Annotated in this window: 21 protein-coding genes; 14 read left to right on the top strand and 7 right to left on the bottom strand. The window is 73.1% G+C overall.

Translation table 11 applies throughout. The annotated features are described in order from the left end of the window. Nucleotides 1-48 precede the first annotated feature (48 nt). The gene (locus tag ABZ457_RS17330; protein WP_359158418.1) at nucleotides 49-1,287 is read right to left on the bottom strand and encodes a cytochrome P450; all 1,239 of its coding nucleotides are present in this window, start codon (nucleotides 1,285-1,287) and stop codon (nucleotides 49-51) included. Between the two features lie 285 nt (nucleotides 1,288-1,572). Between ABZ457_RS17330 and ABZ457_RS17325 the strand changes: the two genes are divergently transcribed. The 4 genes from ABZ457_RS17325 (at nucleotide 1,573) to ABZ457_RS17310 (ending at nucleotide 5,066) form a co-directional block, all read left to right on the top strand. Further along, nucleotides 1,573-2,550 (top strand): SDR family NAD(P)-dependent oxidoreductase, encoded by a 978-nt coding sequence (locus ABZ457_RS17325; RefSeq protein ID WP_359158417.1) that lies wholly within the window; start codon nucleotides 1,573-1,575, stop codon nucleotides 2,548-2,550. Between the two features lie 79 nt (nucleotides 2,551-2,629). Further along, on the top strand, nucleotides 2,630-3,028 hold the full coding sequence (locus tag ABZ457_RS17320) for a hypothetical protein (RefSeq protein WP_359158416.1): 399 nt from the start codon (nucleotides 2,630-2,632) through the stop codon (nucleotides 3,026-3,028). 146 nt (nucleotides 3,029-3,174) lie between these two features. Then, complete coding sequence (locus ABZ457_RS17315; protein ID WP_359158415.1) at nucleotides 3,175-3,732, top strand: hypothetical protein; 558 nt, start codon at nucleotides 3,175-3,177, stop codon at nucleotides 3,730-3,732. 71 nt (nucleotides 3,733-3,803) lie between these two features. Continuing rightward, a complete protein-coding gene (locus ABZ457_RS17310; protein WP_359158414.1) occupies nucleotides 3,804-5,066 on the top strand; it encodes an SMI1/KNR4 family protein in 1,263 nt (420 codons plus the stop codon). 42 nt (nucleotides 5,067-5,108) lie between these two features. On the opposite strand, the gene ABZ457_RS17305 is transcribed toward ABZ457_RS17310, so the two are convergent. Next, nucleotides 5,109-5,882, bottom strand: coding sequence for a hypothetical protein (locus ABZ457_RS17305; RefSeq protein WP_359158413.1), 774 nt, complete (start codon nucleotides 5,880-5,882; stop codon nucleotides 5,109-5,111). A gap of 343 nt (nucleotides 5,883-6,225) precedes the next feature. Here ABZ457_RS17305 and ABZ457_RS17300 point away from each other — a divergent pair, with 343 nt between their 5' ends. Continuing rightward, a complete protein-coding gene (locus tag ABZ457_RS17300; RefSeq protein WP_359158412.1) occupies nucleotides 6,226-6,642 on the top strand; it encodes a hypothetical protein in 417 nt (138 codons plus the stop codon). Nucleotides 6,643-6,799: 157 nt separating this feature from the next. Then, complete coding sequence (locus tag ABZ457_RS17295; RefSeq protein ID WP_359158411.1) at nucleotides 6,800-9,457, top strand: LuxR C-terminal-related transcriptional regulator; 2,658 nt, start codon at nucleotides 6,800-6,802, stop codon at nucleotides 9,455-9,457. Nucleotides 9,458-9,548: 91 nt separating this feature from the next. Here ABZ457_RS17295 and ABZ457_RS17290 read toward each other — a convergent pair whose 3' ends face one another. The 5 genes from ABZ457_RS17290 to ABZ457_RS17270 form a co-directional block, all read right to left on the bottom strand. Next, nucleotides 9,549-10,301 (bottom strand): SDR family oxidoreductase, encoded by a 753-nt coding sequence (locus tag ABZ457_RS17290; RefSeq protein WP_359158410.1) that lies wholly within the window; start codon nucleotides 10,299-10,301, stop codon nucleotides 9,549-9,551. 25 nt (nucleotides 10,302-10,326) lie between these two features. After that, the gene (locus tag ABZ457_RS17285) at nucleotides 10,327-11,898 is read right to left on the bottom strand and encodes an AMP-binding protein (protein ID WP_359158409.1); all 1,572 of its coding nucleotides are present in this window, start codon (nucleotides 11,896-11,898) and stop codon (nucleotides 10,327-10,329) included. Between the two features lie 68 nt (nucleotides 11,899-11,966). After that, nucleotides 11,967-13,496, bottom strand: a complete 1,530-nt coding sequence (locus tag ABZ457_RS17280; protein WP_359158408.1) for an aromatic amino acid ammonia-lyase — start codon at nucleotides 13,494-13,496, stop codon at nucleotides 11,967-11,969. Beyond that, the gene (locus ABZ457_RS17275; RefSeq protein WP_359158407.1) at nucleotides 13,493-15,397 is read right to left on the bottom strand and encodes a thiamine pyrophosphate-binding protein; all 1,905 of its coding nucleotides are present in this window, start codon (nucleotides 15,395-15,397) and stop codon (nucleotides 13,493-13,495) included. The genes ABZ457_RS17280 and ABZ457_RS17275 overlap by 4 nt, the downstream gene beginning before the upstream one ends. After that, nucleotides 15,394-16,515 carry a 3-oxoacyl-ACP synthase III family protein gene (locus ABZ457_RS17270; protein ID WP_359158406.1) on the bottom strand — a complete coding sequence of 374 codons (1,122 nt, stop codon included), beginning with the start codon at nucleotides 16,513-16,515 and terminating at the stop codon, nucleotides 15,394-15,396. The genes ABZ457_RS17275 and ABZ457_RS17270 overlap by 4 nt, the downstream gene beginning before the upstream one ends. 196 nt (nucleotides 16,516-16,711) lie before the next feature. Here ABZ457_RS17270 and ABZ457_RS17265 point away from each other — a divergent pair, with 196 nt between their 5' ends. From ABZ457_RS17265 to ABZ457_RS17230, 8 genes are all read left to right on the top strand, one after another. Beyond that, a complete protein-coding gene (locus tag ABZ457_RS17265) occupies nucleotides 16,712-17,719 on the top strand; it encodes a hypothetical protein (RefSeq protein WP_359158405.1) in 1,008 nt (335 codons plus the stop codon). Next, nucleotides 17,716-19,098, top strand: a complete 1,383-nt coding sequence (locus ABZ457_RS17260) for a cytochrome P450 (RefSeq protein WP_359158404.1) — start codon at nucleotides 17,716-17,718, stop codon at nucleotides 19,096-19,098. The genes ABZ457_RS17265 and ABZ457_RS17260 overlap by 4 nt, the downstream gene beginning before the upstream one ends. A gap of 107 nt (nucleotides 19,099-19,205) precedes the next feature. Beyond that, nucleotides 19,206-20,546, top strand: a complete 1,341-nt coding sequence (locus tag ABZ457_RS17255) for a cytochrome P450 (RefSeq protein WP_359158403.1) — start codon at nucleotides 19,206-19,208, stop codon at nucleotides 20,544-20,546. 80 nt (nucleotides 20,547-20,626) lie between these two features. After that, nucleotides 20,627-21,490, top strand: a complete 864-nt coding sequence (locus tag ABZ457_RS17250) for a class I SAM-dependent methyltransferase (RefSeq protein ID WP_359158402.1) — start codon at nucleotides 20,627-20,629, stop codon at nucleotides 21,488-21,490. Nucleotides 21,491-21,576: 86 nt separating this feature from the next. Next, a complete protein-coding gene (locus ABZ457_RS17245) occupies nucleotides 21,577-22,641 on the top strand; it encodes a hypothetical protein (protein WP_359158401.1) in 1,065 nt (354 codons plus the stop codon). 95 nt (nucleotides 22,642-22,736) lie between these two features. Further along, the gene (locus ABZ457_RS17240) at nucleotides 22,737-23,450 is read left to right on the top strand and encodes a hypothetical protein (RefSeq protein ID WP_359158400.1); all 714 of its coding nucleotides are present in this window, start codon (nucleotides 22,737-22,739) and stop codon (nucleotides 23,448-23,450) included. Between the two features lie 106 nt (nucleotides 23,451-23,556). Next, nucleotides 23,557-23,844 (top strand): hypothetical protein, encoded by a 288-nt coding sequence (locus ABZ457_RS17235; RefSeq protein WP_359158399.1) that lies wholly within the window; start codon nucleotides 23,557-23,559, stop codon nucleotides 23,842-23,844. A 149-nt stretch (nucleotides 23,845-23,993) separates the two neighbouring features. Continuing rightward, nucleotides 23,994-25,214, top strand: a complete 1,221-nt coding sequence (locus ABZ457_RS17230) for a S1 family peptidase (protein ID WP_359158398.1) — start codon at nucleotides 23,994-23,996, stop codon at nucleotides 25,212-25,214. The last annotated feature ends 70 nt before the right edge of the window (nucleotides 25,215-25,284 follow it).

The following is a 25,284-nucleotide window of genomic DNA, read 5'->3' as shown; positions in this document are numbered from 1 at the left end:
GGGGCCGGGTGGACCGGCGAGGGAGGCGCGGGCGCGCCGGTTCGGGGGTCACGGGCGCACCCGCAGCCGGGTCAGGCCGCGGAAGTTGACGACGGGGAGGCGGGCCTCGGCCGTGCCCTCCCCGGGCGCGGGCCGCAGCCGCGGGAACGCGGCCGCCGTCTCCTCCAGGGCGACGCGCAGCTCCAGTCGGGCCAGTGGGGCGCCGACGCAGTGGTGCACTCCGTGGCCGAAGGCCATGTGCGGGGCGGGGTTCTCCCGGTCGGGGCGGAACCGCTCGGGGTCGGGGTACCGGCTCCCGTCGTGGTTCCCGGAGCCGAGGGCGATCATCACCTGCGCCCCGGCCGGCACCGGCACCCCGGCGATCTCGGTGTCCCTGGTGGCGGTCCGGAACTGGGCGATCACTGAGGAGTCGAAGCGCAGCCCCTCCTCCACGATCCGTTCGACGGGGACCCGGCCGCTGACGTAGTCGTCCCAGGCGCCGGGGTCGCGCATCAGCGCGTGCAGGGTGTTCACCAGGGTGTTGGCGGTGGTCTCGTGTCCGGCGCTGACGAGGAGCATGAGCTGCATGGCGACCTCGTCGGGCGTCAGCCGGTGTCCGCGCACGTCGCCGTGGACGAGGAAGCTGACCAGGTCCTCGCGGGGTTCGGCCTCGCGCTCGGCCACCAGGGCGGTGAGCCAGGCGCGGGCGTCACGGAGGCCGGCCGCGCATTCCTGAAGTACCGCCTCATCCGCGACGCGCCAGCCGAGGGTGACCGTGACCAGTTGTTCGTGCCATTTCTCGAACTCGGCGTGCCGGTCCGCCGGGACGCCGATGACGTCGAGGATCACGTCCAGGGGGATCGGCCGGGCGAGGTCGGTGACCAGGTCGAACTCCTCACGCGCGCGCACCGCGTCGATCCGGGAGCGCACGATGTCGCGGATGCGCGGCTCGAAGGAGGCGAGGGCCCGCGGGGTAAACCCCTTGCCCAGGACCCGGCGCACCCGGGTGTGCCGGGGCGGATCGAGGAAGGTCGCGGGGGGTGTCTCGTCGAACGCCCAGCGGAGGAAGGAGTCGAGTTCCGGCGGCGTCCCCTGCGGTCGCGGCAGCGACTCGCGCGAGGAGAACGTGTCGGTGTCCGTCGCCACGGCGACGATGTCCTCGTACCGCGTGACGCACCAGGCTCCGATGGCCGGGGCGTGGAAGACGGGCTCCGCCTCCCTCGCCCGCGCGAAGTAGGGGTAGGGGTCCGGCAGATCCGCGCCGAGCGGATCGAAGTCGCGCACGGGATGGTTCTCCTGCGTGTCCATGCCGTGACGCTAGGAACAGTCCGCCGGACCGGGTTGAGCAATCCCTGCTCATTCCCCGCGGCCTCGTTCCCCACGGCCCGGGCACGCCGGAGACGGGCGGACGCCGGGCGGGGGACGGCGCGGGGACGGCGGGGCCCGGGTGGTGCGGTGAGCAGCGATTGCTCAGGGGCCGGGCCCGGGATGGGGCCACAGTGGCGGGAGTGACGTCCCGGAAATCGCCCGCCCCGGTCGTCCGGCAGCGCGGGCGGTGGATGCCCGAGCGGGACGGGAGCCTGGGAGGCCGCCATGAGCGCAGAGACCCTTTCGTTCGCCGGCCGGGTCGCCCTGGTCACCGGTGCGGGCCGGGGCATCGGCAAGGAGTACGCGACCCTGCTGGCGAGCCGGGGCGCGGCCGTCGTCGTCAACGACCGGGGCACGTCGCGGGAGGGCGAGGGGACCTCGCCGGGTCCTGCCGAGTCCGTCGCCGCGGCGATCGTGGCGGCCGGGGGCGAGGCGGTGCCCGACACCACGGACGTGAGCCGGCTCGCGGACGTCCGGGCGATGGTGGACCGGGTGTACGCGCGCTGGGGGCGGCTCGACATCGTCGTCAACAACGCGGGCATCACCATCTTCAAGGAGTTCGCCGATCTGACCGACGAGGAATGCGTCCGCGTGATGGACACGGACTTCTGGGGGACGTTCAACGTGATCCGGGCCGTGTGGCCGAGGATGACCGTGGCGGGCTACGGACGCATCGTCAACTCCTCGTCGGACGCGATCCTGGGCGACAGCGGCGCGTCCCTCTACGGGGCGAGCAAGGGCGCCGTGATGGCCCTCACCAAGTCCCTGGCCGTGGAGGGCGCACCGCACGGCGTGCTGGTCAACGCCGTTCTCCCGGTGGCGTTCACCCGGCTTGCCGACGTGGCGCTCACCGACCCGCAGGCCCGCGCCTTCATGGCCGAGGCGTTCCCGCCGCGCGAGGTGGCGGACCTGGTCGGGGTGCTGGCGCATGAGAGCACCGGCTGGAACGGGGAGCTGTTCCAGGTCGGCGGCGGCCGGGTAGCGCGCGCCTCCTTCGGGGTGACCCGCGGGTTCGTCGAACGCGGTGCGACGGCGGAGACCCTGGCGGAGCATTCGGCGGCGATCTTCGACCCCGCCGGTTCGGTGACGGCGCACACCCTCGGGGAAGCGCTGAACTTCGCCGTCGCGCGGGTGACCGCCGGGGCGGCGGAGGGCATCGAGGTGCGTCTCGACTCCCGGGCGGAGGGCGCACCGCCCGCCTGAGCCGTGTCTACTCAGCCCGCCCCCACGGGAGCGCGGAGCGTGGCATGCTGACGCGCCGTCCACTCCCGAGGAGGGTTTCATGGAGAACAGTTCCCGGCGTTCCGTCCTGCGCACCGCGACCGCCCTGGGCACGGCGTCCGTGGCGGGCGCCCTGTCCATGAGCACGGCACAGGCGGCGGAGTCGGAGGGCCCCGGGCCGTCGCTGCTGGGGGGCGCGCCCACGGCCGCGCCGGGCGGCCCGGCCGGCTGCCGCTGGACGGAGGAGGAACGCAAGGACCGCGAGCGGGTCCTGCGGGCCGGGTTCACCGCCGAGGAGGCCGACTGCTGGCTGCTGGTGAACCGTGCGGCGGCGGCCTTCCTCGCCCTGCCCGAGCAGCACCCCTCGGACCTCCCGGAGGGTGTCCAGTCCTGGCACGTCATCCAGCGCACCCTGCTGGCCCGGCCCGCCTACCGCCTCTACCGCGGCTCCGACACCTGAGCAACGACTGCTCAGGCCCGGCCTGTTCCGGATGCCTAGCGTTTCCGTGGGCGCCCAGGGGACGGGCGCGACGGATCGTGGCCCCGCGCCGTGGCGGCGCGGGGCCACGATCCGTCGAAACCAGCGGAAGCGGGAAGGGGACGGCCGTGGCCGACATCGGGGGCGAGAGGCCGCACGAGGTGCTGGGGAGGGTCCGGCGCGGGCTGCCCCCGTTCTGGTTCCGTGTGTGGGTCGGCGCGGCCGCGGTGGCGGCGCTGCTGTTCGCGGCACTGCCCATGGGCGTCACGGCGAACGCCGCTTTCCTCACATGTTTCGTGATCGTCGGCGGGCTGATCAGCTCCGTGCTGTCCGCGAGTCACGGCCGGGAACTCGACGCGGTCACCCGGCTGCCCGTGGCCACCGCCCGCGTCACCATTCGCGCCGAACGCTACCGGTTCATGGTCCGGGGCGGTCCGCGCACGGGCTACGTGCTGTTCTGCTGGGCCCCGGGCGACGAGCTGCACGAGCCCCCGTCCCTCGCGACCTCGGTCGGAGAGGAGACCGCGCTCCGGATCGGGCTGGGGCGGCCCATCGTCGCCCAGGTGCGAGGGACGGTCGCCGAGGGTCAGTGGGTGGTCTTCGAACTGCCCGGCCGGACAGTCATTCCCGACTGGCGGCTGATGAAGCGCAAACAGGTCGTCGCACAGGCCGAACAACACCCCTGACGTACCGGCCTCCCGTTCCCCGGCGTCCCTCCCCCGCCCCCGACCTCCCCACCTCCCTCGACGGGATCACCATGAACCTCACGCGGATCGCCCGCGGACTGGACCAGCTGCGGTACGCGGACCCGGGGCTGCACGTCTTCGGGGCGACCGCCCACGGGTACGTCCTCGGCACGCCGCTCCCGCCCGCCGCGCTCCGTGGCCTGGAGGCCGCTCTGGGAGTCCGCCTCCCTGGGGACTACCGCAGCTTCCTCACCGGACTCGCCGCCTCCGGAGCAGGCCCGGGATACGGTCTGCTGCCGCCCGGCGCACCGCTGTACGGCTGCCGCGGCTGCCCGCCGTTCGCCGGTTCCCCGGCCGACCCGAGGCGTCCGTTCAGGCTCGACCGCGCCTGGACGCCGGTGCGGGCCGACGGCTCGTGGGAGCTGTTCTGCTCACCCGGCGCCCATCTCCACGACGGGTGCCTGCGCCTGGCCGACCACGGCTGCGGGGACTTCGACTGCCTCGTGGTCACCGGGCCCCGGGCGGGCGAGGTCTGGCGGGACCGCACGGGCAACGGCGAGCCCTTGGAACCCCTCGCCCCCTCGTTCACCACGTGGTACGCGGAGTGGATCGCGACGAGCCTGCCGCGGGCCGCGGTCGCGACAGCGACCCGGACCGTCTCCTGGGGGCCCGTCGGCTTCCGCACCGACCCGGACCTCGTCGCCCTGCTCCCCGTCGAACTGGCGGACCCGCCGCCGATCCGGAGGGCGGTCCCGGGCGGGCCTCCGCACGACAGCCTCCCGTCCTCACAAGAACGCTTCGACGAGCTCCTCCGTGTCGCCTATGTGCAGATGTACCGCCGGCGGTACACCCGTGCCGAGCGGTACCTGACCGCTGCCGCCCGGCGTGCCTCCCCCGGCGGACGGCAGCGGGTCGCCCTGGCGCGGGCCCGCCTCCTGCACCTGCGGGGCAGCCACGACAAGGCGCTCGCCGTCCTGAGGCCGCTGGTGCGGGACACCCTCCGGCACTCCGGCGGCGCGGGGCGGGAACTGCGCCGACTGTACGCGGTGGTGCTGCGCGGCCGGGGCCGTGTGCGGGAGGCCGAGGCAGCGGTCGGCATGTACCTGACGTTCGCACCGGGCTGGCACTCGGCGTGCGAACTGGCCATCGACTTCGCGGCGGTTGGCGACCTGCGCCTCGCCCGGCGCGCGCTCGACGACGAACGGGCCGCGCCCCCTGGCGCTCCCGCGGCCGGCGCGGATCACCGCGAGCGGTACCTGCGGTTCGCGGAGGTCTGCGACGAGGAGGAACTACCCTTCGCCGCCGTCCACTTCAGGGAGCTGACGCCCGGCTGACGGCGGCCCGGCGCGTCCCGCGGTCCGGCGCCCCGTTCGTCCTCAGCTCGCGTCCGCCCCGCCGGCGGGTCCCGCCGCGCCGGGCTCCGGGTCCGCCCAGCAGGCGTCGTCGCGCCAGCAGAAGCGCGGAGGCTCCGTGAAGCCGTGACCGGGCCTGCGCAGGGCCGTGTCCATCGCGGCGAACAGGGGCCGCTGGCCGGGGTGCCAGTGCTCCACGTCATGTTGGCAGGACCGGGCCACCGGGTCGGTGCCGGTGGCCGGGAAAAGGTAGGAGACGCCGTAGTTCCACGCGTAGAGGCGGTGGCGCAGGGTCCCCCCGGTGTCCCTGATCTCGGCGAGTTCGACGTTGTTCTCCTCGTCCGCCAGGAACTCCCCGAGTGTCTCCGGGCCGATGACCGAGGCCAGTTGCTCGTGTTCGACCGCCGTCAGCTCGTCGACGGACCGAGGGGTCCGCCGCGCGCTGAGGATCAGCTCCGCGCCGGGTGCGTCGGGGTCGGGCGTGTGCTGGACGAGACGCGGGCCTCCCTCGACCGCCGTACCGGCGTGGAAGGAGGTGGCCGTTCCGGTGCCGGGGTCGTACCAGAGGTCGTAGGCGGCGGGCCCGTCCGGGGCACCGGCGGTGAGGCAGAGCTCCATGCCCTCGACCGGCTCTCCGTACTCCTCGGCGAGGGCGCGGAAGAAACCTTCGGCCGAGTCCACGTCCCGCCCCAGCCAGGATCGGCCCAGCGCCGCCAACTGGGCCCGTCCCACGGCGTCCAGGGACCCGACGTCGGCGGCGGTGACGGTGACGGTGACGGTTCGGGGTGTCACTGCCAAGGTGCTCTCCTGCCATTCGTGCCTCGATCGCGCGTGAGCGCGTCGGGGCGTCCGTGTGTCAAAGCCACTCTCCCAGGGGCCGCCGGGCCTGCGGGAGAGTAGGCGCGACTCAGGCGGACGGCGGCCCGGGCGGGGCACCATGCGACCGTTCCCACAAGTCGGCGACGTCCCGTCAGAAACCTTTGCTCACAAGTCAGTTCACCCGTTCGCGGGGTTCCTTTGAGCAACGCATGCTCAAGCGGCGCCTGTCCCGTTATCCGCACACTGAGCAGGCGCCCGCGCTCCGGGCGGCTCTGCGCCGCAGAGCGACGGAGTGGGCGAAGCAGTTCCGAAGGGAATCATCGTGAGAAAGACCGTTCGCCGCATCGTCGCGCCGCTCACCGTCCTGGCGGCCGGCGCGGGGCTCACGCTGACCGGCGCCACCCCGGCCGCCGCGCTCGGCAAGCTCCTCCAGACCGACGCAGTCGTCTGCGGCGAAGCGTACACCGGGACCTACGAGGACACGTACGACAACTACCCCGGTGACTGGGTGGACCAGACCGGCTACCGGGCGTACGCCTCCTGTGTGAAGAAGTCCTTTGTGGGTGCCCCCAACACCCGCGTCCGGCTGGTCACCTCGTGCCGGTTCGGCTTCACGTACTACAGCGAGCCCAAGCTGGTGAGCAGCACGGTCAGCCGTGTGGAGTTCATCACTCCCGGTGAGGACAGGACCGGTTGCCTCTTCGGTGTCGCGGACTACAACATCGAAAAGGTCTCCTGACCCTCGTGCCCGCGCGGGCCGGTGCCGTCCCTGATCCAGCCGGCGGCACCGCGCCCAAGGCTGATCCGCGACGATCCGCGCGACGCAGGCCGGGTCAGGGGAATGTTCCTATACTTGCCTTCATATCGTCAGTTGGGTCCGGGACCTGGAGGCGCATGTGGGCCGTGTCGGCAGAGAGACCCCCTGGCCCCTGATCGGCCGGGACCGGGAGCAGGCGCTCTTCGCGGAGGCCTGGTCACGGAAGGACTGCCGCGCGATCCTCGTGCACGGGCCGGCCGGTGTAGGCAAGTCGCGGCTCGCCGCCGAGTTCCTGACGCGGATCCCCCGGGAACACCGCTGGGAGATCGGGCGGGCCACCGCGACCTCCACCGGCGCGTCGGTGCCCCTGGGGGCGATCGCTCATCTGATCCCCGCCGAGATGGATCCCGCCGATCCTGTGCAGGGTTTCGCCGCGGTGGCCCGAGCCCTCGCCGGGCCGGACGGACGCCGGTGGGTCTTCCTCGTGGACGATCTCCAGTTGCTGGACTCCGCGTCGACGGTGCTCCTGGGGCAGCTGATCGACTCCGGCGCCGTGCGCCTCGTCGCCACGGTGCGCAGCGGGGAGCGGCTGAGCCGCGCGGTCTCGGACCTGATGGGCCGGGGCGACGTGGTGCACCGGATCGACCTCGCCCCGCTGGACGCGCTCCGGACGGACCTCGTCCTACGGGCGGCCCTCGGGGCTCCGGTGGGACGCCGCAGCCTCACCCAGCTGCACGAGGCGTCCGGCGGCAACATCCTCTACCTGCGCGAACTGGTCATCGGCGCCTGGGAGTCCGGGCGGCTCACCGAGGAGTCCGGGGTCTGGGAGCTGCGCGGCGACCGGCCGGCCGGCACGCCGCGTCTGATGGAGCTGATCGCGGCCCGCATCTCGGCGGTGGGGCAGGAGCTGCTGCCGGTCCTCGAACTGCTGGCGCTCTGCGGACTGGTGCCGCTGGGCGATGCCCGTGCCGTGGCCTCGGCGGACGAGGACCTGCACACCCTGGAGCAGTCGGGGATCGTCACCGTCCACCGCAGCCGCCGTCGGGTGCACCTGGAGCTGGCGCACCCGCTGTACGCGGAGGCGCTGCGCGACCGCATCCCCCGACTGCGGCGCAGTCACATCCTGCTGCGCCAGGTGGAGCGCACCCGTGCCCACGGCTCCCGGCGCAGAAACGATCCGCTGAACATAGCGACCTGGGAACTGGCGGCGACCGGCTCCGCCGCTCCCGATCTGCTCGTCCGGGCCGCCGGCCTGGCGCGGTACGCGCACGACCACGCACAAGTGGTCTCCCTGCTGGACGCGCTGCCGGAGGACCACCGCACCACGGGCACCCACCTGCTGGCCGGCGAGGCGTACTCCAGCATGCAGCGGTTCGCGGAGGCCGAGCAGGCGCTGGCACTGGCCGACCTCTCCGCCGTGACGGAGCAGGAACGGATCGTCGCCGCGCGGACCCGGGCGATGAACCTGTTCATCAGCGGGCGCAGGGACGAGGCGATCCGAGTCGCCGAGGACAGCCGGACGAGGATGGATACGGCGCTCGGCCGCCGCACGAGCGAGGTGACCGAGGGGGCTATCCGGGCCCTGACCGGCGAGCCGCAGGAGGGGGTGGACAGGCTCCGGGACCTGTCGGAACTGGAGCGGGCGCTCGGCGATCCGGCGATCGCCGATGCATGGACGTACGCGGTGGCGGCCAAGGCGAACGGGCTGGTCGCCCTCGGCCGGGTGGAGGAAGCCATCCGGATCTCACGCGAGGCGTACGACTTCCACGGACGCCACGCAGATGTGCGCTTCTACCACCCCACCGCGCACTTCGTCGCCTGGATCGCCTCGCTCAGCGAGGCCGGCCGCATCGAGGAGGCACGCCACACAGCGAACGAGGCCATCGCGCAATCGATCGCCGAGAAGGCACCCGTGCCGCTTCTGTGGCTGTCCTTCTGGGCCGCCCGCAACGAACTCGTGGCGGGCCATTACGAGCAGGCGGCCGAGCTGTACTCCGAGGTACTGGTCAACTCGCGCAACCAGAACTCGGTACTGTCCATCCGCCTCGCCGCGTCCGGGCTGGCAGCCGCCGCTGCGGCCCTGGGTGACACCGCACGCGCGTCCGAGGCACTGGCTCACACGAGCGAATATCCGGTGACCGGGCTGTTCTCCGGCGAGGAGCGGATCGGGGAGGCCTGGCTGCTCGCGGCGGAGGGCAACCTCGTCGGGGCGCGGGCCGTCCTGCTGGACGCCGTCCGGGACGCCCGCGCCACCGGGCACGTGACCTCCGAGGCGCTGGTGCTCACGGACATCGCGCGGCTGGGCGCGCCGGACCAGGTGGCCGGGCGTCTGACGGAGCTGGCGGAAACCTCCGACGGCGGTCTCACCAGGGCACGGGCCGACTTCGCCCGGGCCCTGGCATCCGGTCGGCCGGAGCCGCTGCTGGAGGTCTCGGAACGGTTGGCGGCGATCGGGGCCGAGGCGGTGGCCGCCGAGGCGGCTGCGGTGGCCGGGGGCCTGCTGCGGCGGGCCGGTGCCCAGCGGAACGCCGCCGCCGCCTTCCGCCGCGCGGGGGCCTACCGCACGGGCTGCCCCGGGGTGCGCACACCGCTGCTCAGCGCCGCCGAGGAGTCGGCGCTGCTGACTCCGAGGGAGCGGGAGATCTCCCTGCTCGCGGCGGCGGGCACCCCGAGCCGGGAGATCGCGGAACAGCTCACGCTCTCCGTCCGCACAGTCAACAACCACCTCCAGAACGTGTACACGAAACTGGGGGTGGGCGACCGCCGGGAGCTGCGAAAGGCCCTCCGGGGCGCCTGACCGCGGTGGGCTCGGGAGGGGACGCGTGCACGTCCCCTCCCGAGCCCCGGTGACCACCCGGCCCGCACCCCCGCGACAGGCCGGGCGGGGTCTACGGGAGGGAGCCGCCGGAGGCGTCCAGCCAGGCGCCGGTCAGCCAGCGGGCTTCGTCGCCGGCGAGGAAGGCCACGATGTCGGCGACGTCCGCCACGGTGCCCACTCGTCCCAGCGCGGACATCGCCGCTGCCGCCGCCCGGGCGCGGTCGTCGCCGCGCAGCCGCTCGGCGTTGGCGTCCGTGTCGACGAAGCCGGGCGCGACGGAGTTGACGGTGATGTTCCGCGGCCCCAGGACCTTCGCCAGGTCGCGGGTCATCACGTCGAGGGCGGCCTTGGCCATCGCGTACACCATGACGTCCGGGAGGACGCCGGCGCGGGCGACTCCGGAGGAGATGTTGACGACCCGGCCGCCGGGGCGCAGCCGGGGCAAGGCGCGCTGCGTGACAAAGAACGGGGCCCTGGTGTTCACCGCCAGCAGGCGGTCGAAGTCCTGCTCGGTCACCCGCTCGAAGGGCCCGCCGATGCCGATGCCCGCGTTGTTGACGAGGATGTCGAGTCCGTCGCTGTGGGCGTCGAACGCGTCCCAGAGGGACCGGGCGTCGTCCGGCACGCCGAGCTCCTGGCGGAGGGCGAAGGCGTCCCCGCCGGCCTCGCGTATCGAGCGGACGGTGGCGGACGCGGCCTCCTCGTCGGAGCCGTAGTGCACGCAGACCCGGGCGCCGTCCCGGGCGAGCCGTTCCGCCGTCCCGCGTCCGATGCCCCGGCTCGCGCCGGTGACAAGCGCGGTCTTCCCTGTCAGCCGTCCCATGGCCCCTCCTCCTGTCGTTGCCGGTTCACTCGGTGTGCGACTCGGCGTGGGCGGGCGTGCGGGACTTCCGCAGCCTCTTCTTGTCGACCTTTCCGGGGCCTGTCACGGGCAGGGCCTCGACGAACTCGACGGTGCGCGGCACCTTGTAGGCCGCGAGCGTCCGCCGGGCGAAGGCGGTGATCCCGTTGGCGAGCCGGTCGAGGTCGGCGGGCGTCCCGGCGGGGTCCGCGTCCTGGCGGAGGACGACGACCGCGTGGACCCGCTCGCCCCACTGGACGTCTGGGAGGCCCACCACGGCGACCTGCGCCACCGCCTCGTGGCGCGAGAGCACCCGCTCGACCTCCAGGCTGTACACGTTCTCGCCGCCGGTGATGACGACGTCCTTCAGCCGGTCGACCAGTTCGACGTACCCTTCCTCGTCCATCCGGGCGAGGTCTCCGGTGCGGCACCAGCCGTCCTCGGTGAAGGCCCGGCGGGTCGCGTCCTCGTCCCGCCAGTACCCGGCGCAGACGTTGGGCCCGGAGACCTGGAGTTCGCCCACGCCGTCGTGGTCGGGGCGGTTGATCCGCAGGCCGACCCCGGGGGCCGCCCGGCCGATGCCGCGCAGGCGGCGGGCGGGGAGGGGGCCGCCCCTGCCGGCGTAGTGGTCGTGGTCCCGCTCCGAGAGCACGGCGCCGAGGGAGATCTCGGTCATGCCGTAGCCCTGTGCCAGTCGGCAGGGCAGGGCGGTGAGCGCCTCGCGCAGCAGGTCCGGGGGCATGGGCGCGCCACCGTAGAACAGCAGGCGCCAGGACGAGAGGTCGCGGGCCGTGGCGGAGGGATCGTCCAGCAGGGCGCGCACCATGGTCGGCACCATCAGGGTGGCCGTGACGCCGTCACGTTCGACCCGGCGGGCGAAGTCGTGCGGCCGGTACGGGGCGGTGAAGGCGTGTCCGCCGCCGGCCTGGGTGACGGCGAGGAGGGAGGCGAAGTCCGCGATGTGGAACATCGGGGCGGCGTGGAGATAGAGGTCGGAGGGCCGGTAGGACAGTGCCATCTGGACGTGTTGGGAGCCGGTGACAATGTTGCGGTGGGTGAGAACGACAGCCTTGGGCGTGCCGGTGGTGCCGCCGGTGCCGAAGAGAGCGGCCGGGTCGTCTTCCCGTCCAGCGACGGGGCGTTCGGCCGGCGGCCCGGCGAGCAGGTCGGCGTAGGCACGGGGCGCGGGGCCGCCGCGCCCGTGGCGGCGCACCGTCACCGGCCGGGCGCTGGTGCCGGGCCCGCCCCCGTCCCCCTCGCCGTCCTGGTCGGTGACGACGAGGACCGGGTCCACCAGGTCCAGATAGCGGCGCCGCTCGTCCGGTGACAGCCGGGTGTTGAGGGGGACGGCGACCAGGCGGGCCCAGGCACAGGCGAAGTAGCACTCCAGGTACTCGGGGCGGTTCGCCATCGCGAGGACCACCCGGTCCCCCGGGCGGGTGCCGAGGGCGGTGAGCGCTCCGGCGAGACGCACCACCCGGGCATGGACCTCGCGCCAGGTGCGCCGGGTGCCGTCCGCCGCCACGGCCGCGGTGCGCCGTGGCGCGAGCTGCACGGCCCGCAGCAGGGCGTCGGTCATGGACAGTTCGTGCCGGGGCCGCGGGCGCGGGGCGCGGGGCGCGGTGGTGTCCGGGGCGGCGGCGGGCCTCACCGGTGCTCTCCCCTGGGGCGGAGGGGCAGGACGCGGTCCGCCGCCTCGTCGAGGGCTCCGGCGGTCCGGCGGACGTCCGTGTCCAGCGGGCGGTCGGCGAGGACCGGTTCGACCCGGCCGATGAGCGCGTCGTGCAGCAGCCGCCCGCCGGCGGCGGTCGGCGCGCGTCCGGCCAGGTGGGCGGCCTGGTACAGCGCGAGTCCCAGCATCGCCTGGACGGTCCGCAGGCGGTCCGCCTGGGCGAGGGCGGTGAGCGCGGCCTCGTTGCCGAAGGGGACGATGTCCTGGTTGTGCCCGTTGGTCGGCAGGCTCTGCATGCCGGCCGGTACGCATTCGCGCCGCATCGCCATCACCGTGGCGGTGGCGGAGAGCTGGAGTCCCGTCATGCCGTGCCTGCGGCCGGGCCGGTCGGTGAGCATGGGCGGGAGTCCGCCGTTGCGGTGGGGGTCGAGAACCAGGTCGAGCTGGCGTTCCGCCAGGTTGGCGAGCTGGGTGAGGGCGTTGGTCAGGGCGTCGGCGGCGAAGGCGACGGACTGGCCGAAGAAGTTGCCCCCGTGGGCGACCTTGTCGAGGTCGGGGAAGAAGACGGGGTTGTCGCTGACGCCGTTGAGGTCGTTCCCCACGACGTGCTCGGCCCAGCTCGTGACCTCCAGCGCGGCGCCCACGAGTTGGGGGACGCACCGCAGGGTGTATGCCTCCTGGAGTGGGCGGCCGCCGGTGACGTGTCCGCCGTCGAGGAGCCCGCGCAGGCACCGTGCCGCTTCCCGGACCCCGGGGTGGCCGGTGGCGGCGGTGAGGTCGTCGTCGGCCATCGCCCCGCTCGCACCGAGCACTTCGGCGAGGGCGGCGGTAAGGAGGAGGGAGGTGGTCAGCCGCCGTTTGGCGCGCGCCACGGCCAGGGCCGCGGCGGCTGCGGTCAGCGAGGTACCGTTCACCAGGGCGAGCGCGTCGCGGCCGGTGAGTTCCAGCGGCTTGAGGCCGTGCTTCTCCAACGACGCCTCGGCGTCGCTGCGCTGTTCGCCGTCGAGGAACTCTCCGTTGCCCCGCAGGGCCTGGACCGCGTGGGCCAGGGGCACGAGGTCGCCGCTGGCCCCGACGGAGCCGTGCCGGGGCACCACGGGTGCGAGCGGGGTGGCGAGGACGCCCCGCAGGGCCCCGACGACGGCCGGGGAGGCGCCCGAGTGCCCCCGGCCGAGGCAGGCCAGCCGGATCAGGAGCATGCCGCGCACCACGGCCGGTTCCAGGGGAGGGCCGTGGCCGACCGTGAGGAAGTCGATCAGGCCCCGGCTGCGTTCCTCGTCGTCCTCGGCGCCGGCGTGACCGACAAGGGCGCCGTAGCCGGTGGTGATGCCGTAGACCGGGGTGCCCCGGGCGCTCGTGCGGGCCACGAAGTCGTGGCAGCGGGCCACGGCCTCGCCGGAGGTAGCGGTGGTCTCCACGGTCAGGGGTGAGCCGGCCCGCTCGACGTCCTCCACGGTGAGGCGGCGGTTGAGCCTCAGTTCGCGGGTGTGCGCTGCGCTGGTCATCGGTTCTCCATGGGGGTGTCGGCCGCGGGGGCTGCGGCGAAGGAGCTGCTGACCGCCCTGTTGCGGTCGTCGAAGGGGCCGGGTTCGGCGGGGTCCGTGTGGACGACGACCACCTGCGGGCGGGCTTTCGACCGGGCTGTGTCCGCGGCCCGGTCGAGGGCCGCCGCGAGCTGTGCCGGGTCGGTGACTCGGTGGGCGTCCGCCCCGAGGCTGCGCGCGAGGAGGACGAGGTCGGGGCCGCCGAGGGAGAAGTCCTCGGTCGCGTGGGCATCGCTGCCGGGGAAGGCTGCGTGCATGCCCTGGCGCACCATGTTCAGGGTGTTGTCGTAGAGGACGACCCAGAGGGCGCCGATACCGTGGTGGGCGGCTGTGGATATCTCCACGGCGTTCATGAGGAACCCGCCGTCGCCGGTCACGGCGACGCAGGTGGCGTCCGGGTCGGCGGTCTTGGCGCCGATGACCGCGGCGTTGGCCCATCCCATGCTCGCCATCCCGAGGGGGACATGGAGGCGGTGAGGCGGGTCGACGGGTACGTACTGGGTGAACCAGCCGGTGGTGTTGCCGATGTCGAGGAACACGTGCGCGCGCTCCACCCCGGTCAGCCACTCCCGTAGGCCCGCCATCACGGCCTGCGGCTTCACCGGCCGGGCGCTCAGCAGCTCTGTGTGGACGGCGGGAGCGACGGACGGCAGCTCCCGCAGCGCGTGGCGGCGGCGCCCGGCGGCCCCGCGTTCGCGGCGAGGGCGGACGGCGGCGGCGCCGGGGCGCCGTCCCGGGCCGGTCCAGGAGTCCCACACGTCCAGCAGCCCGGTGAGGAAAGCCCCGGCATCGGCGATCACCGTGCGGTGGGTGTCGTAGGAGTGGCCGGTGCGGGCCGGGTCGGCGTCGACCTGGCACAGGTGCTCGGCGGCCTGGAGGGCCGTGGTCCAGCGCCGGGTCGCCCATTCGCCCAGTCCACTGCCGACCACCAGTACGACGTCAGGTGGCCCCGCCTCGCCGTAGGCGTGGGCCCGCGCCGACCCGCCGGTGCCCAGCACGCCGAGCGCGGTCTCGCACGAGGACTCGGGGAAGACGCCCTTCGCCTTGCCGGTGGTCGCGACGGGCAGGACATGGCGTCGGCTCGCGGCGACGAGCCGGCGCAGCAGCACAGGGTCGGCCAGTGCCCCTCGGGCTCCGTTGCCGAGGAGCACCAGCGGGCGCGAGGCGTCCAGAAGCCGGTGCGCGATGTCTTGCAGGGCCTCCCGCGACGGGGACGGCGGGGCGACCGCTTCGACGGGGCGCCAGGTACCCGGCTCGTCCGGCTCGAAGGACAGGTCGACGGGGAGGGCGAGGTGGGCGGCCCCCCGGGGAGCCGCCAGCGCGGCCCGCAGCGCCGCGCGCACCACGGTGGGCGCGGAGGCGGCGTGGGTCAGTTCACGGCTGTACCGCGTACAGTGACGAAACGTTTCCGCTATGTTGACGTGGTCGTCCGTCCCCTCCTGGAAACTCCCCCGCCCGTGCAGCGGCCGCGCCGACTGCCCCGTGACCAGCAGCACGGGCGAGTTGTCCGTGTCGGCCACTGCGAGGTGTGGGAGGGCGTTCAGGGCACCGGGCCCACTGGTGGCGACCGCGACAGCAAGCGAACGGCGCACCCGGGCCCACCCGTCGGCCATCGCGACCGCGCCGGACTCGTGACGGGCGACCACCAAGTCCACTCCCCTGTCCGCGATCAGCTCGTGGAAGAGCGGACCCACCGCGCCGCCGGGTATCCCGAAGACCGTGTCCACGCCCAGGCCCCGGAGGGCCGCGACCAGCCCGGCGACGAAAGTCCGTGGCCCGGCATCGTCCACGGCCGCGGCCCCGGTGAAGGCCGCAGGTGCGGCGGCGCTCCCCTCGACCCGGGTCCCGGTGGCCGGCTTCACGACCGCGCCCCGGTCAGGGGCACGCCCGGCGCAGGTTCCGGACCGAGTGCAGTGTCGCCCCACCGCAGCACGATGGCCCCGGCCGTGGACACCGACCCGACGGCGAAGAGCACCACGAGGTCACCGCGCCGGACGCGCCCTTCGCGGGCAGCGTGAAAGAGGCAGGCCGGGGTGAGGACCGCGCCGATGTTGGCGTACCGCTCGTAGACGCTCATGGTCCGGTCCTGCGAGACGCCGAGACTGCGGGCCGCGAAGGCGGCGAACCACGCCACGGGGGTGTTGAACACGAAGAAGTCCACCTCGTCGATTCCGTGCCCGGCCTTGCGCAGGGCCTCGCCGACGCAGCGGCGGAGCTGATCGCCGGCGTTGTCGCGCATGGACCGGCCCGCCTCGGGGTCCCCCACCCGCCAGCGCACCACCGGCCGGCCGTCCCGCTCGTCCCGCGCCAGCTCGCAGCGGAAGGCGTCGCAGGACTCGGGGGTGCCGATCACCGACGAGGCCAGCACCCCACCCTCGTCGGCGGCGGGTTCCACCAGGAAGGCGGCCGCGCCGTCGCCGAGGAAGCGGGCGAGCGAGTCGCCGGGGCCGAGGAGGCGGGAGGAGCCGATCGAGACGACGACCGCGACCCGCTCGTACTCGCCGGAACGGACCAGGGCCGAGGCCGTCTGGAGGCCCACGACGGAGGAGGTGCAGGTGGACTCGTAGTTCCAGGCCGGGGCACTCACTCCGAGGCGTCGGGTGAGGTAGGCGGCGTTCTGGGCCCCCAGGGTGTCGGCGACGAACGAGGAGACCATCCAGGCGTCGACGTCCGCCGGGGACGCGCCGCGCGCCGCGAGCAGGGCGCGCACCGCCCGCGTCTCCAGGTCGAGCGTGCCCTCGCCCTCGGCCAGCACCCGGCGCTCCCGGGCGCCACGGAACGGGTCGGCGAGGTACGGGGCGCGCTCCTCGTCGAAGATCCGGTCCGGTGGAGCGGATTCGGCCGAGGCCAGGAGACGCACGAAGGGTGCCGCCTCCGTCTCGCTCCGGGTGTCACCGCCGGCGGTGTCCAGCCAGCAGGAGTTGGTCCGTACACCGGCGGGGAACTCCACAGCCAGCGCGGTGATCGCGGGAGTCGGCATCGGATCCTCCGGTGATCGAGGGGAGTGCTCTGCGGGGGCTCTTGAAACCGATGTTCCGTCTGGGGCCGGGCGCGGCTCTGAGCAATCTCTACTCATTTACGGCATTGGCGGCACGCGGCAGCATGGCGGAAAACAGACCCCGCCGAAACCGTCGGCGACCGGGGCTGCCGCCCTCCGGAGACGCACGAGGTGAGCCATGAACCGCATAGGGGCCGAATTCGTCATCCCCTGGCCGCTGCGGGTGAATCCGCACGTGGCACAGGCCAGGGACCGGGCCGTTCGATGGATGGCGGACTCCGGCCTCCTCCGGGGGGACGAGGCGGTCCGCACCTTCCACAACTGGCGGCTCGCGGAGGTCGCCGCCTACTTCTATCCGGACGCGGACGCCGATGACTGCACTCTGGCCGCCAAGATGATGGGATGGTACTTTGTTCCGTTTGACGACCAGCTCGACGGCGAGGGCGGCCGGGACCCGCGGCGGGTCGCGGCGATGGTCGACGTGCTGATCGGCGTCGTCCACGGCACACCCCCGCCGGCCGACTGGCGCACCCCCACGGTGCTCGCCTTCGCGGACCTCTGGGCGGACATGACCCGCCGCGCCTCGCCCGCTCTGCTGACACGACTGCGCGGCCACTGGTCCGCCTACTTCTCCTCGCAGGCGACGGAGGCCCTGGACCGGGCCAACGGCTTCCGGTACGGGGACCTGGAGAGCTACTTCACCCTGCGGGCCGACACCACCTGCTGCTACGGGCAGAACGACCTCGGCGAGCTGTGGGGTGGCCGCGAACTGCCGCCGTTCCTCTGGAGCCACCCCCTGCTCACGGAGTTCCGGCGCCTCGGCGCGGACCTGGTCGCGCTGCGGAACGACTCGTTGTCCACGCGGCACGAGGAGACCGACGGCGTGCACAACGCGGTGTTCATCCTGGAGCGCCTCCACGACTGCGACCGGGCCGAGGCCGTCGCCCTCGCCTCCCGGACGGCGCAGGCGAAGATGGACCGGCTGCTGGAGCTGGAGGCGGAGGCGCTGCCCCGGCTGATGAAACACCTCGACGGCGCGCGGCGCGAGGCGGTGGCGTGCCATGTCGACGTCGTCCGCAACTGGATCGTCGGGGACTACGTGTGGGAGGCCGAGTCCACCCGCAACGCCGGGCACCGGGAGACGCCGGACTGGGCACGGGGCCTGCTGTTCGGGGAGGACCGGTGAGCGCCGCTCCCCTGCCGCCGCCCCCACAGGCCCCCGGCGCGCTGCCCCTGGTCGGGCACCTCTGGCAGATGACCCGGGACCCGACCGGTTTCCTCGCCTCGCTCCCCCGTCACGGGGACCTGGTGACCATCCGGCTGGGGACGCAGCGGGTCCACGTCGCCTGCTCACCCCGGGCCGTCTCACAGGTCCTTAGAAAAAACGATCCTGCATTCGACAAGGGCGGCCCCTTCTTCGACAACATCGCGGCCTTCTTCGGCGACGGGCTGGCGACCTGTCCGCACGCCAAGCACAGCCGTCTACGCCGGCTGCTCCAGCCCGCCTTCACCCGGGAGGCGATCCGGGGCTACGAGGAGGCGGTGCGCGGCGAGACCGCGGCGGCGACAGCCCGCTGGCAGGAGGGGCAGGTGCTCGACGTCCTGCGCGCCATGCAGGAACTCGCCCTTCGCTTCACCGTGGTGACGATGTTCGCCGACTGGTCCCCCCGCACCTCCGGCTCCGCCTCGGACCTGACCGCGACTCTGGACGACGTGGACGTGCTGGTGGGCGGTGCGTTCACGCGCATGGTGGCCCCGGGTCTCAGCCGCCTCCCGCTGCCCGCCAACCGGCGCTTCGAGGCGGCCCGCCGGGCGCTGTACACCCGCATCGGGGCCACCGTCGCGGCCTACCGCGCCGACGGCGTGGACCGCGGGGACCTCCTCTCCGCGCTACTGCGCGACGCGGGCCAGGGCGCGGACCGACTGACGGACACCGAGATCCGGGAACAGGTGATGACCATGTTCATCGCCGGGATCGGCACCACCGCCGCCATGCTCGCCTGGGTCCTGGACCGGCTCGCCTCGGAACCCGGTCTGGACAGCGCGATCGCCCGGGAGTTGCGGAACCCGTCCGGGCCGGCGGGGGCCCCTTCCGCGGCCCTGGAACGGGTGATGGTGGAGACGCTACGGTTCCGCCCGGCGGCGTGGATCTTCAGCCGGGTCACCACCGCCACCACGGATCTCGCCGGCCACCGGGTCACGGCGGGCGCGGGAATCCTCGTCAGCCCGTTCGCGATCCACCACGACCCGAAGAACTTCCCCGCCCCCGAAGTCTTCGACCCCGACCGCTGGGTGGGCGCGGAGTCCCCGCTCTCCGCACCCTTCCGCGGCACCCGTCTCCTGCCGTTCGGGGAGGGCGCGCGCAAGTGCATCGCCTACGAGTTCGCCCTGACGAACATCACCCTGGCGCTCACCGGCATCCTGCGCCGCTGGCGGCTCGCCCCCGCAGGGCGGGGCCCCGCCGGCATCGCCGCCCGCAGCATCATCGAGCCGAAGGGCCTGCGGCTGCGGCTGGTGCGCCGGGACGCGGGGGCCGGGGAGGGGCGGCAGGTCCGTGAGCAGTGAGTAGAGCCTGCTCAAGCTCTGCCCCGCCGACGCTGCCTAACCTGCACGAACAAGTCGCATACGGACTTGGAAGCACATTTCACAGAGTTGCAGAGTGAGGTTCAGCGGTGGCGACGACAACGACGAAGGCGGTCGAGGCGGCAGCGGCACCGGCGCGGTTCCTCCGGGAGCCGCTGGCGTTCCTGGACGATCTCGCCGCACGTGGCGACGTGGTGCCGTTCAGGATGCTCCGCACGAAGGCCCTGTTCGTCAATCGCCCGGACGCCATCCGGCGGGTGCTGATGAACACGGAGGGCTACGTCAAGGAAGGACCCTTCTGGCGCGCCATGCGGGCGCTGCTCGGGGAGAGCGTGACCACCACCGACGGCGAGGTGTGGGCCGCCCAACGGCGTCCCGTGCAGCGCATCTTCGACGCGCACAGCTACGACTGGTCGGTTCCCCTCATCGGCGACCTCACCCACCGGATGCTCGACCGCTGGGAGGAGGAGGTCCGGCCCTCGGACGCGGTCGACATCGGACAGCAGCTCCGCGCCCTCAATCTCCGGATTGGGGCGCGCATCATCTCAGGAACGGACGACGCGACCTCGGGTGACTTCGGCCGCGCCTTCGAGGTGTGGCACGACGCGGCGGCCGCCTTCGCGAAGCTGCCCTTCCCCCCACTGAACTGGCCCACCCCCCGGCGACGCAAGGTACGGGCGGCGGAGCGGGCGATGGACGCCTCGCTCTTCAGCATGCTGGTCGAACGACTGCGGCAGCCGGCGGGAGGTGAGCCCGGGGTCGACGTGCTCTCCCAGCTCATCGCCTCGGGCGACGAGGCGGTCACCGCCAACCCGGCCGTGCTCCGAGACAATCTGATGAACCTGCGCCTCGGCACGTACGAGAACCAGTCCACAGCGCTTGCCTGGCTCTGGTACTGGGTCACCCGCGAGCCTCGGGTCTTCGAGCGCATGGCCGAGGAAGCCCGCTCGGTGCTCGACGGCAGGCAGATCGTCGCGGAGGACTTCCACCGGCTCACCTACACCACGGCGGCGGTACGCGAGACCCTGCGCATCTGCCCGACGATCTGGGTGCTGATGCGTGAGGCCGCCGAGCACGACGAGATCGCGGGACACCGGGTCACCCCTGGGACGCTGATGCTGATGAGCCCGTACACCATCCACCGGGACGCCCGCCACTGGCCGGACCCCCTGCGCTTCGACCCCGAGCGGTGGCTCGGGAAGCGACCGGAACACGGCGGCGGCATCAACTACATCCCGTTCGGCGCCGGCCCGCATGTCTGCCTGGCGGGCAACTTCGCCATCCAGCAGATGGTCGTCATCGCCGCGACCATCGCCTCCCGGTTCGACGTGACGGCGGCAACTCTCCGCCCGGCAGGGCTCGACCCCCGCATCTCGATGCGCCCGGACCGCCCGGTCACGCTGCACGTGAGCCCCCACCGCAACGACTGAGGCGGATTCCTGCGGCCGACGCGCCGCCCTTCCTCAACCGCCCCCGGCGGCACCTCGATCTCCCCACGACCGGAGCCATCATGACAACCACGACCGAATCGGTTCTGCCTTCGGCGGTCCGCGAGTACTACCAGGAGAAGACCGCCCGGCTCCTCGACAAGTACGGGCCGGGCCCCCGCGTCCACTACCACATCGGATACTTCCCCGACGCCGGCATGGTGCGCGCGGAGAGCCCGGAGGCCGTCCGCTCGGTGATCAGGGACGCCCAGGTCGAACTCGTACGCAGGGCGGCGGCCGTGTGGGACGCGGCTGCGACCCTCTCGGGCCGCATCCTGGACATCGGCTGCGGTCTCGGGGGCGGGGCCCTGCACTGGGCGGAGCACCACGGGGCCACGGTCACCGCGGTGACCATCGCCGGTGAGCACGCCCCGGTCATCGAACGGCACGCGGCGGAGGCCGGGGTGTCCGACCGGATACGCGTCCTCGTGGGCGATGCCGCCGAACTCTCCTTCGGTCCCGGCCACGACGGGGCGGTGGCCATGGAGAGCATGTGCTACATGGACCGTGCCGCGGTCTTCCGCCGTGTGGCCGCGGCGCTCCGCCCCGGCGCCTCGTTCTGCGTCCAGGACGTATTCCTGCGGGACCCCGCGTGGAAGAAGACGTTCGACCGGTACTGGGCCACCGACATCGGCACGGCCGAGGAATACCGGCGCAACGCCGGTGCTGCGGGCCTGACCATGGACCGGAACGAGCGGGTCACCGAGCGGACGTCCGACTTCTGGGTGCACAGCATCGCCTGGATCGAGGCGAAGTTGGCCGCGACGGCCCCGAACACCACCGAGCAGGCACGACTCCTCGAATCCCTGCGCCGCCACGCCCTGTTCTACAGGGCCTGGCGGGAGGGCGCGTTCGACATCCGCTTCCTGCGCTTCACCAAGTACTGAGACCGCGGGCGACCCGAAGGCCCCGCCCTGGCACCCGGGTGCCGTCTACCCCTTCCCTCCCGTCCGACAGGAGAGCATTCCCGGACATGACCGACACCACCACGCCGTCACGGGCTCCCCGGCTGCTCCTGGGCCCAGACGACATCCGATGGCCCTTCACCACAGGGTTCAGCCCCCTCGCCGAAGAGGTGGCGGCCCACGGCACCCGGTGGGTGGAACGGTTCGGGCTAGCGGCGAGCCCCGCCGCGCAGAACCGTTTCCGCCAGGCCCGTACAGGCTGGCTGACCGCGGCCACCTACCCGGAGGCCGGACAAACCCTGCTGTGCTGCGCGCACGACTGGATGGTCTGGCTCATCGCCTTCGATGACGAGTTCGACGAAAGCGGTGTCGGGCGAGACGCCGACCGCGGCCGTGCCGTGACCGACCGGATGCACGGGGTCCTCGCGGGAACAGCGGTACCGGACGGGTCTCCGGCGGCGGTGGCGCTCCGGGATCTGTCCGGGCGGCTGCGTGACGTCGGCGGACCGAGGTGGACCGCCCGGTTCCTGCGGCATGTGGACGAGTACTTCCGCTCCTACGACTGGGAGGCCCGCAACCGGGCGGCGGGCACGGTGCCGACCGAGGAGGAGTACCTGGAGCAGCGCCTGCACACCGGAGCCGTCCAGACCTGTTTCGACCTCGTGCAGCCGGCGCTCGGACTGGACACCGAACTGGACCTGTGGGACACCGCCGCGCTGCGCGGCATGGAAGTGTCCGCGTCCCAGGTCATCTCCCTCACCAACGACCTCGTGTCGTACCCGAAGGAGCGCGCCCGCGGCGATTTCCACAACCTGGTGGCGATCCACCGCGAACGCGGATCGCTCGACGTGCCCGACGCCGTCGCTCTCGTCCTCGACCGCATCCACGGGTTCCTGGCGTCTTTCGAGTCGGCGGCCGCGGCGCTCCGTACCACGGGTACGGCCGTCGACCGGGCCGGTGCCGCCCGCTACGCGGACGGGCTGCGGGCCTGGATGCGGGGCAACCACGACTGGTCGCTCCGTTCCGCCCGGTTCACCGACGTGGACTCCTCGCCGGCGGGACTCGCACCGGCCCACCTCGGCGACATCCTCGACCACCGTGCCGGTCCGGCGGCGGGGCGACACCACGCGTGAGCTCCGTCCGGCACTCGCTTCGGCCGCGCGCCCTCGCCGGCCGTTCCACGGTGCGCCCGGATTCCGGGCCATCTTCCATGCAAGAAAGGCACCTCATGCGCAAACGAACCAAGGCCGGCGCCCTGCTGGGCGCCGCCGCCATGCTGTCCGGTCTGGGTATGGCCGCCCCCGCGCAGGCGGCGGACCCGCAGGCGTACCTGGTGCTGGTCGAGTGGCAGGACTACCGGCCGGGCTACATCAGCGACTGCGACTGGGGCAGCGCCTGCGACCGCGCCGAGGCGTACGGCACGCTGGCCGCCCACACCACCGCGACCGGGGCGCGCGCGAGCGGCACCCGGTTCAACTTCGGCAAGTGGGAGCCGAGCGGGGACTGCCACGGCGTCCTCAGCGACAACATGGGCGGAACCAAGTGGACGTGGCCGTCCACCTCCGACGACATGAAGCAGTACAAGGCGGTCAAGGACTGTCTGAAGCGGGTCGAGAACGGCGCCACATATCTCTTCAAGGACGTGATGATGTGTCAGTCGTCCTCATACCGGGTCTGTGACCGGACCTCCCGGCAGAAGAACAGCAACGCGGCGCTGCTCAAGGTCTATCCCGGCGACCGCATCCGGATGGGGGCTCACATCCGCGACTACGACGCCCTCAGCTCGAACGACGACCTGTGCAACGTCCAGCAGTTCACCGAGACGCTGACGGACGGCACGCTGCGGAACCTCGACCGCCAGGGCCGCATCCTGGAGCGGCACCCCGAGGCGATGTGCGACCTGCGGTACACCCTCAAGACGGTCATGCCGGTCAAGGGCTGACGGAGCGGCTCGCCCGCGAGGAACAGGGGCCGGCGGGCCCGCGAGGGTCCGCCGGCCCGTCGGCACGCCGCCGGACGCCCGTCCGCGGCCGAGACGGAGGTAGTTCATGGTCCACGTACAGGTCGAGAAGTACCCCAACGGGTTGCTCACCTTCGACGGCACGTACATCGACGGGCTCGGGCAGCGCCTGCACATCGGTTCTGTCACCGAGGTCTCGTACCGCCCCGCCCGCCGGTGGGTGCCCGGGGCGAGCGGCCTGCTGGTGCTGAGGGTCTCCGCGCGGGTCGGAATGGACCGCGCCAACAGCAAGCTGCTCGTACGGGCGGCACGGGAGGCGGAGCTGCGCGCCTTCGTGGCGGCGCTCGAAGCGGCACGGGAGGCGGCGCGGGACTGAGGGGAGCTGCGGCGGAGGGGAGTTGAGTAGTGGTTTACCAAGACCGGTGCCGCGCCCCCGTGGTCTGCTCGGGCGATCCGAACGGCCGCTGACCGCACGCGGTCGCCGTTCGCCCCCATGGGGCGGTCGCACACGAAATGAGCTGATCCATGTCCCGGATTCGTCCCCTCTCCTCCACTGTCGCGGTGGTCTCGTCGCTGGTCCTCGCCGCCTCCGCCTTCACGGCGGGCACCGCCGCCGCCGCTCCGCCGGCCGACGAGCCCCGGCCGGCCGACTCGGCGGCGACGGCGTACGCGCGGATGGCCGGTATCCCGGCGGCCGAGGCGGGTCGGCGGCTCGCGGTGCAGGACGGGCTCCTGAAGACCGCGGACCGGCTGGCGGACCGGCTCGGAGACCGCGCCGGCGGCGCGTGGCTCGATCAGGAGTCCGGCCGACTGCACGTCAGGGTCCACGACGCGGCGGCCGCCGACGCGGTGCGCGGCGCCGGTGCCGTAGCCCACCTGGCGAGCGCCGACGACCGGCGGCTCCAGGATCTCAAACGGCGACTCGACACCGCGTCCCGCGCCACGAGCCCCGCCGGGGTGAGCCGCTGGTACGTGGACACCGCCGCGTCCCGGCTGGTCGTCGTCGCCGCCAAGGGCGCCGACGGCCTGGTCCGGGGCGCCTTCGCGGACGCCGTGCGCGGCGCCGGGGACCTCGTCCGGGTGGAGCGGGACGCCAGCGCTTTGACGGACGCCGCGGAGAACCTCTACGCGGGCACCGAGATGTACAACGTCAACGCCACCTTCTGCTCCACCGGCTTCAACGTCCGGGGCCCGCGGAACGCCGCCGGCGTCTACCCGCAGTACACCCTGACGGCCGGGCACTGCATGCAGGGGGCGTCCAATTCGCAGTGGTTCCGCAACGGGGTCTACCTCGGCCAGGTCACCGCCTATACCGTGGTCGGCTCGGACCACGCGATCCTCGCCAACGCCTCGCCCGCGTACTGGATTCCGAGGCCCGCGGTGTGGCGGTACGACGGCTACATCAACAACGTCACCGGCTGGTCGAACGCGGTGGTCGGCAGCGTCGTCTGCAAGTCGGGCCGGACCACGGGGTACAGCTGCGGTTCCGTGACCGCCGTCGGCGTCAGCGCCAACACGCCCAGCGGCGCCAAGTGGGGTCAGGTGCAGACGAACCTGTGCGCCGAGCCGGGTGACAGCGGCGGCCCGGTGACGGCCGGCAACCGCGCTGTGGGCCTCACTGGCTCGTCCGTGACGCACGGAGCGTCCCGGAAGTGCGGCCAGAAGGTCAACCAGCCGAATGTCGCCCTGTTCCAGCCGGTCGGGGCGGCCCTCTCGGCGTACGGCGTGTCCCTGGTGACCGGCTGACGGCCGGCCGCCCACACCAACAGAGAGAAGGGGCCCGCATCCACCGGGATGCGGGCCCTACAGCCGTTTC

The organism is Streptomyces sp. NPDC005805 (genome assembly GCF_040630445.1).
Taxonomy (GTDB): Bacteria; Actinomycetota; Actinomycetes; order Streptomycetales; family Streptomycetaceae; genus Streptomyces.
Note: the sequence above shows the minus strand (reverse complement) of the source record. Positions and strands in the feature narration are given on the sequence as shown.

Bases quoted from the DNA above. Each gene is read 5' to 3' on its own strand.
- ABZ457_RS17330 (WP_359158418.1), bottom strand. From the start codon at position 1,287: ATGGACACGCAGGAGAACCATCCCGTGCGCGACTTCGATCCGCTCGGC.
- ABZ457_RS17325 (WP_359158417.1), top strand. From the start codon at position 1,573: ATGAGCGCAGAGACCCTTTCGTTCGCCGGCCGGGTCGCCCTGGTCACC.
- ABZ457_RS17320 (WP_359158416.1), top strand. From the start codon at position 2,630: ATGGAGAACAGTTCCCGGCGTTCCGTCCTGCGCACCGCGACCGCCCTG.
- ABZ457_RS17310 (WP_359158414.1), top strand. From the start codon at position 3,804: ATGAACCTCACGCGGATCGCCCGCGGACTGGACCAGCTGCGGTACGCG.
- ABZ457_RS17290 (WP_359158410.1), bottom strand. From the start codon at position 10,301: ATGGGACGGCTGACAGGGAAGACCGCGCTTGTCACCGGCGCGAGCCGG.
- ABZ457_RS17285 (WP_359158409.1), bottom strand. From the start codon at position 11,898: ATGACCGACGCCCTGCTGCGGGCCGTGCAGCTCGCGCCACGGCGCACC.
- ABZ457_RS17280 (WP_359158408.1), bottom strand. From the start codon at position 13,496: ATGACCAGCGCAGCGCACACCCGCGAACTGAGGCTCAACCGCCGCCTC.
- ABZ457_RS17270 (WP_359158406.1), bottom strand. From the start codon at position 16,515: ATGCCGACTCCCGCGATCACCGCGCTGGCTGTGGAGTTCCCCGCCGGT.
- ABZ457_RS17265 (WP_359158405.1), top strand. From the start codon at position 16,712: ATGAACCGCATAGGGGCCGAATTCGTCATCCCCTGGCCGCTGCGGGTG.
- ABZ457_RS17250 (WP_359158402.1), top strand. From the start codon at position 20,627: ATGACAACCACGACCGAATCGGTTCTGCCTTCGGCGGTCCGCGAGTAC.
- ABZ457_RS17245 (WP_359158401.1), top strand. From the start codon at position 21,577: ATGACCGACACCACCACGCCGTCACGGGCTCCCCGGCTGCTCCTGGGC.
- ABZ457_RS17240 (WP_359158400.1), top strand. From the start codon at position 22,737: ATGCGCAAACGAACCAAGGCCGGCGCCCTGCTGGGCGCCGCCGCCATG.
- ABZ457_RS17235 (WP_359158399.1), top strand. From the start codon at position 23,557: ATGGTCCACGTACAGGTCGAGAAGTACCCCAACGGGTTGCTCACCTTC.
- ABZ457_RS17230 (WP_359158398.1), top strand. From the start codon at position 23,994: ATGTCCCGGATTCGTCCCCTCTCCTCCACTGTCGCGGTGGTCTCGTCG.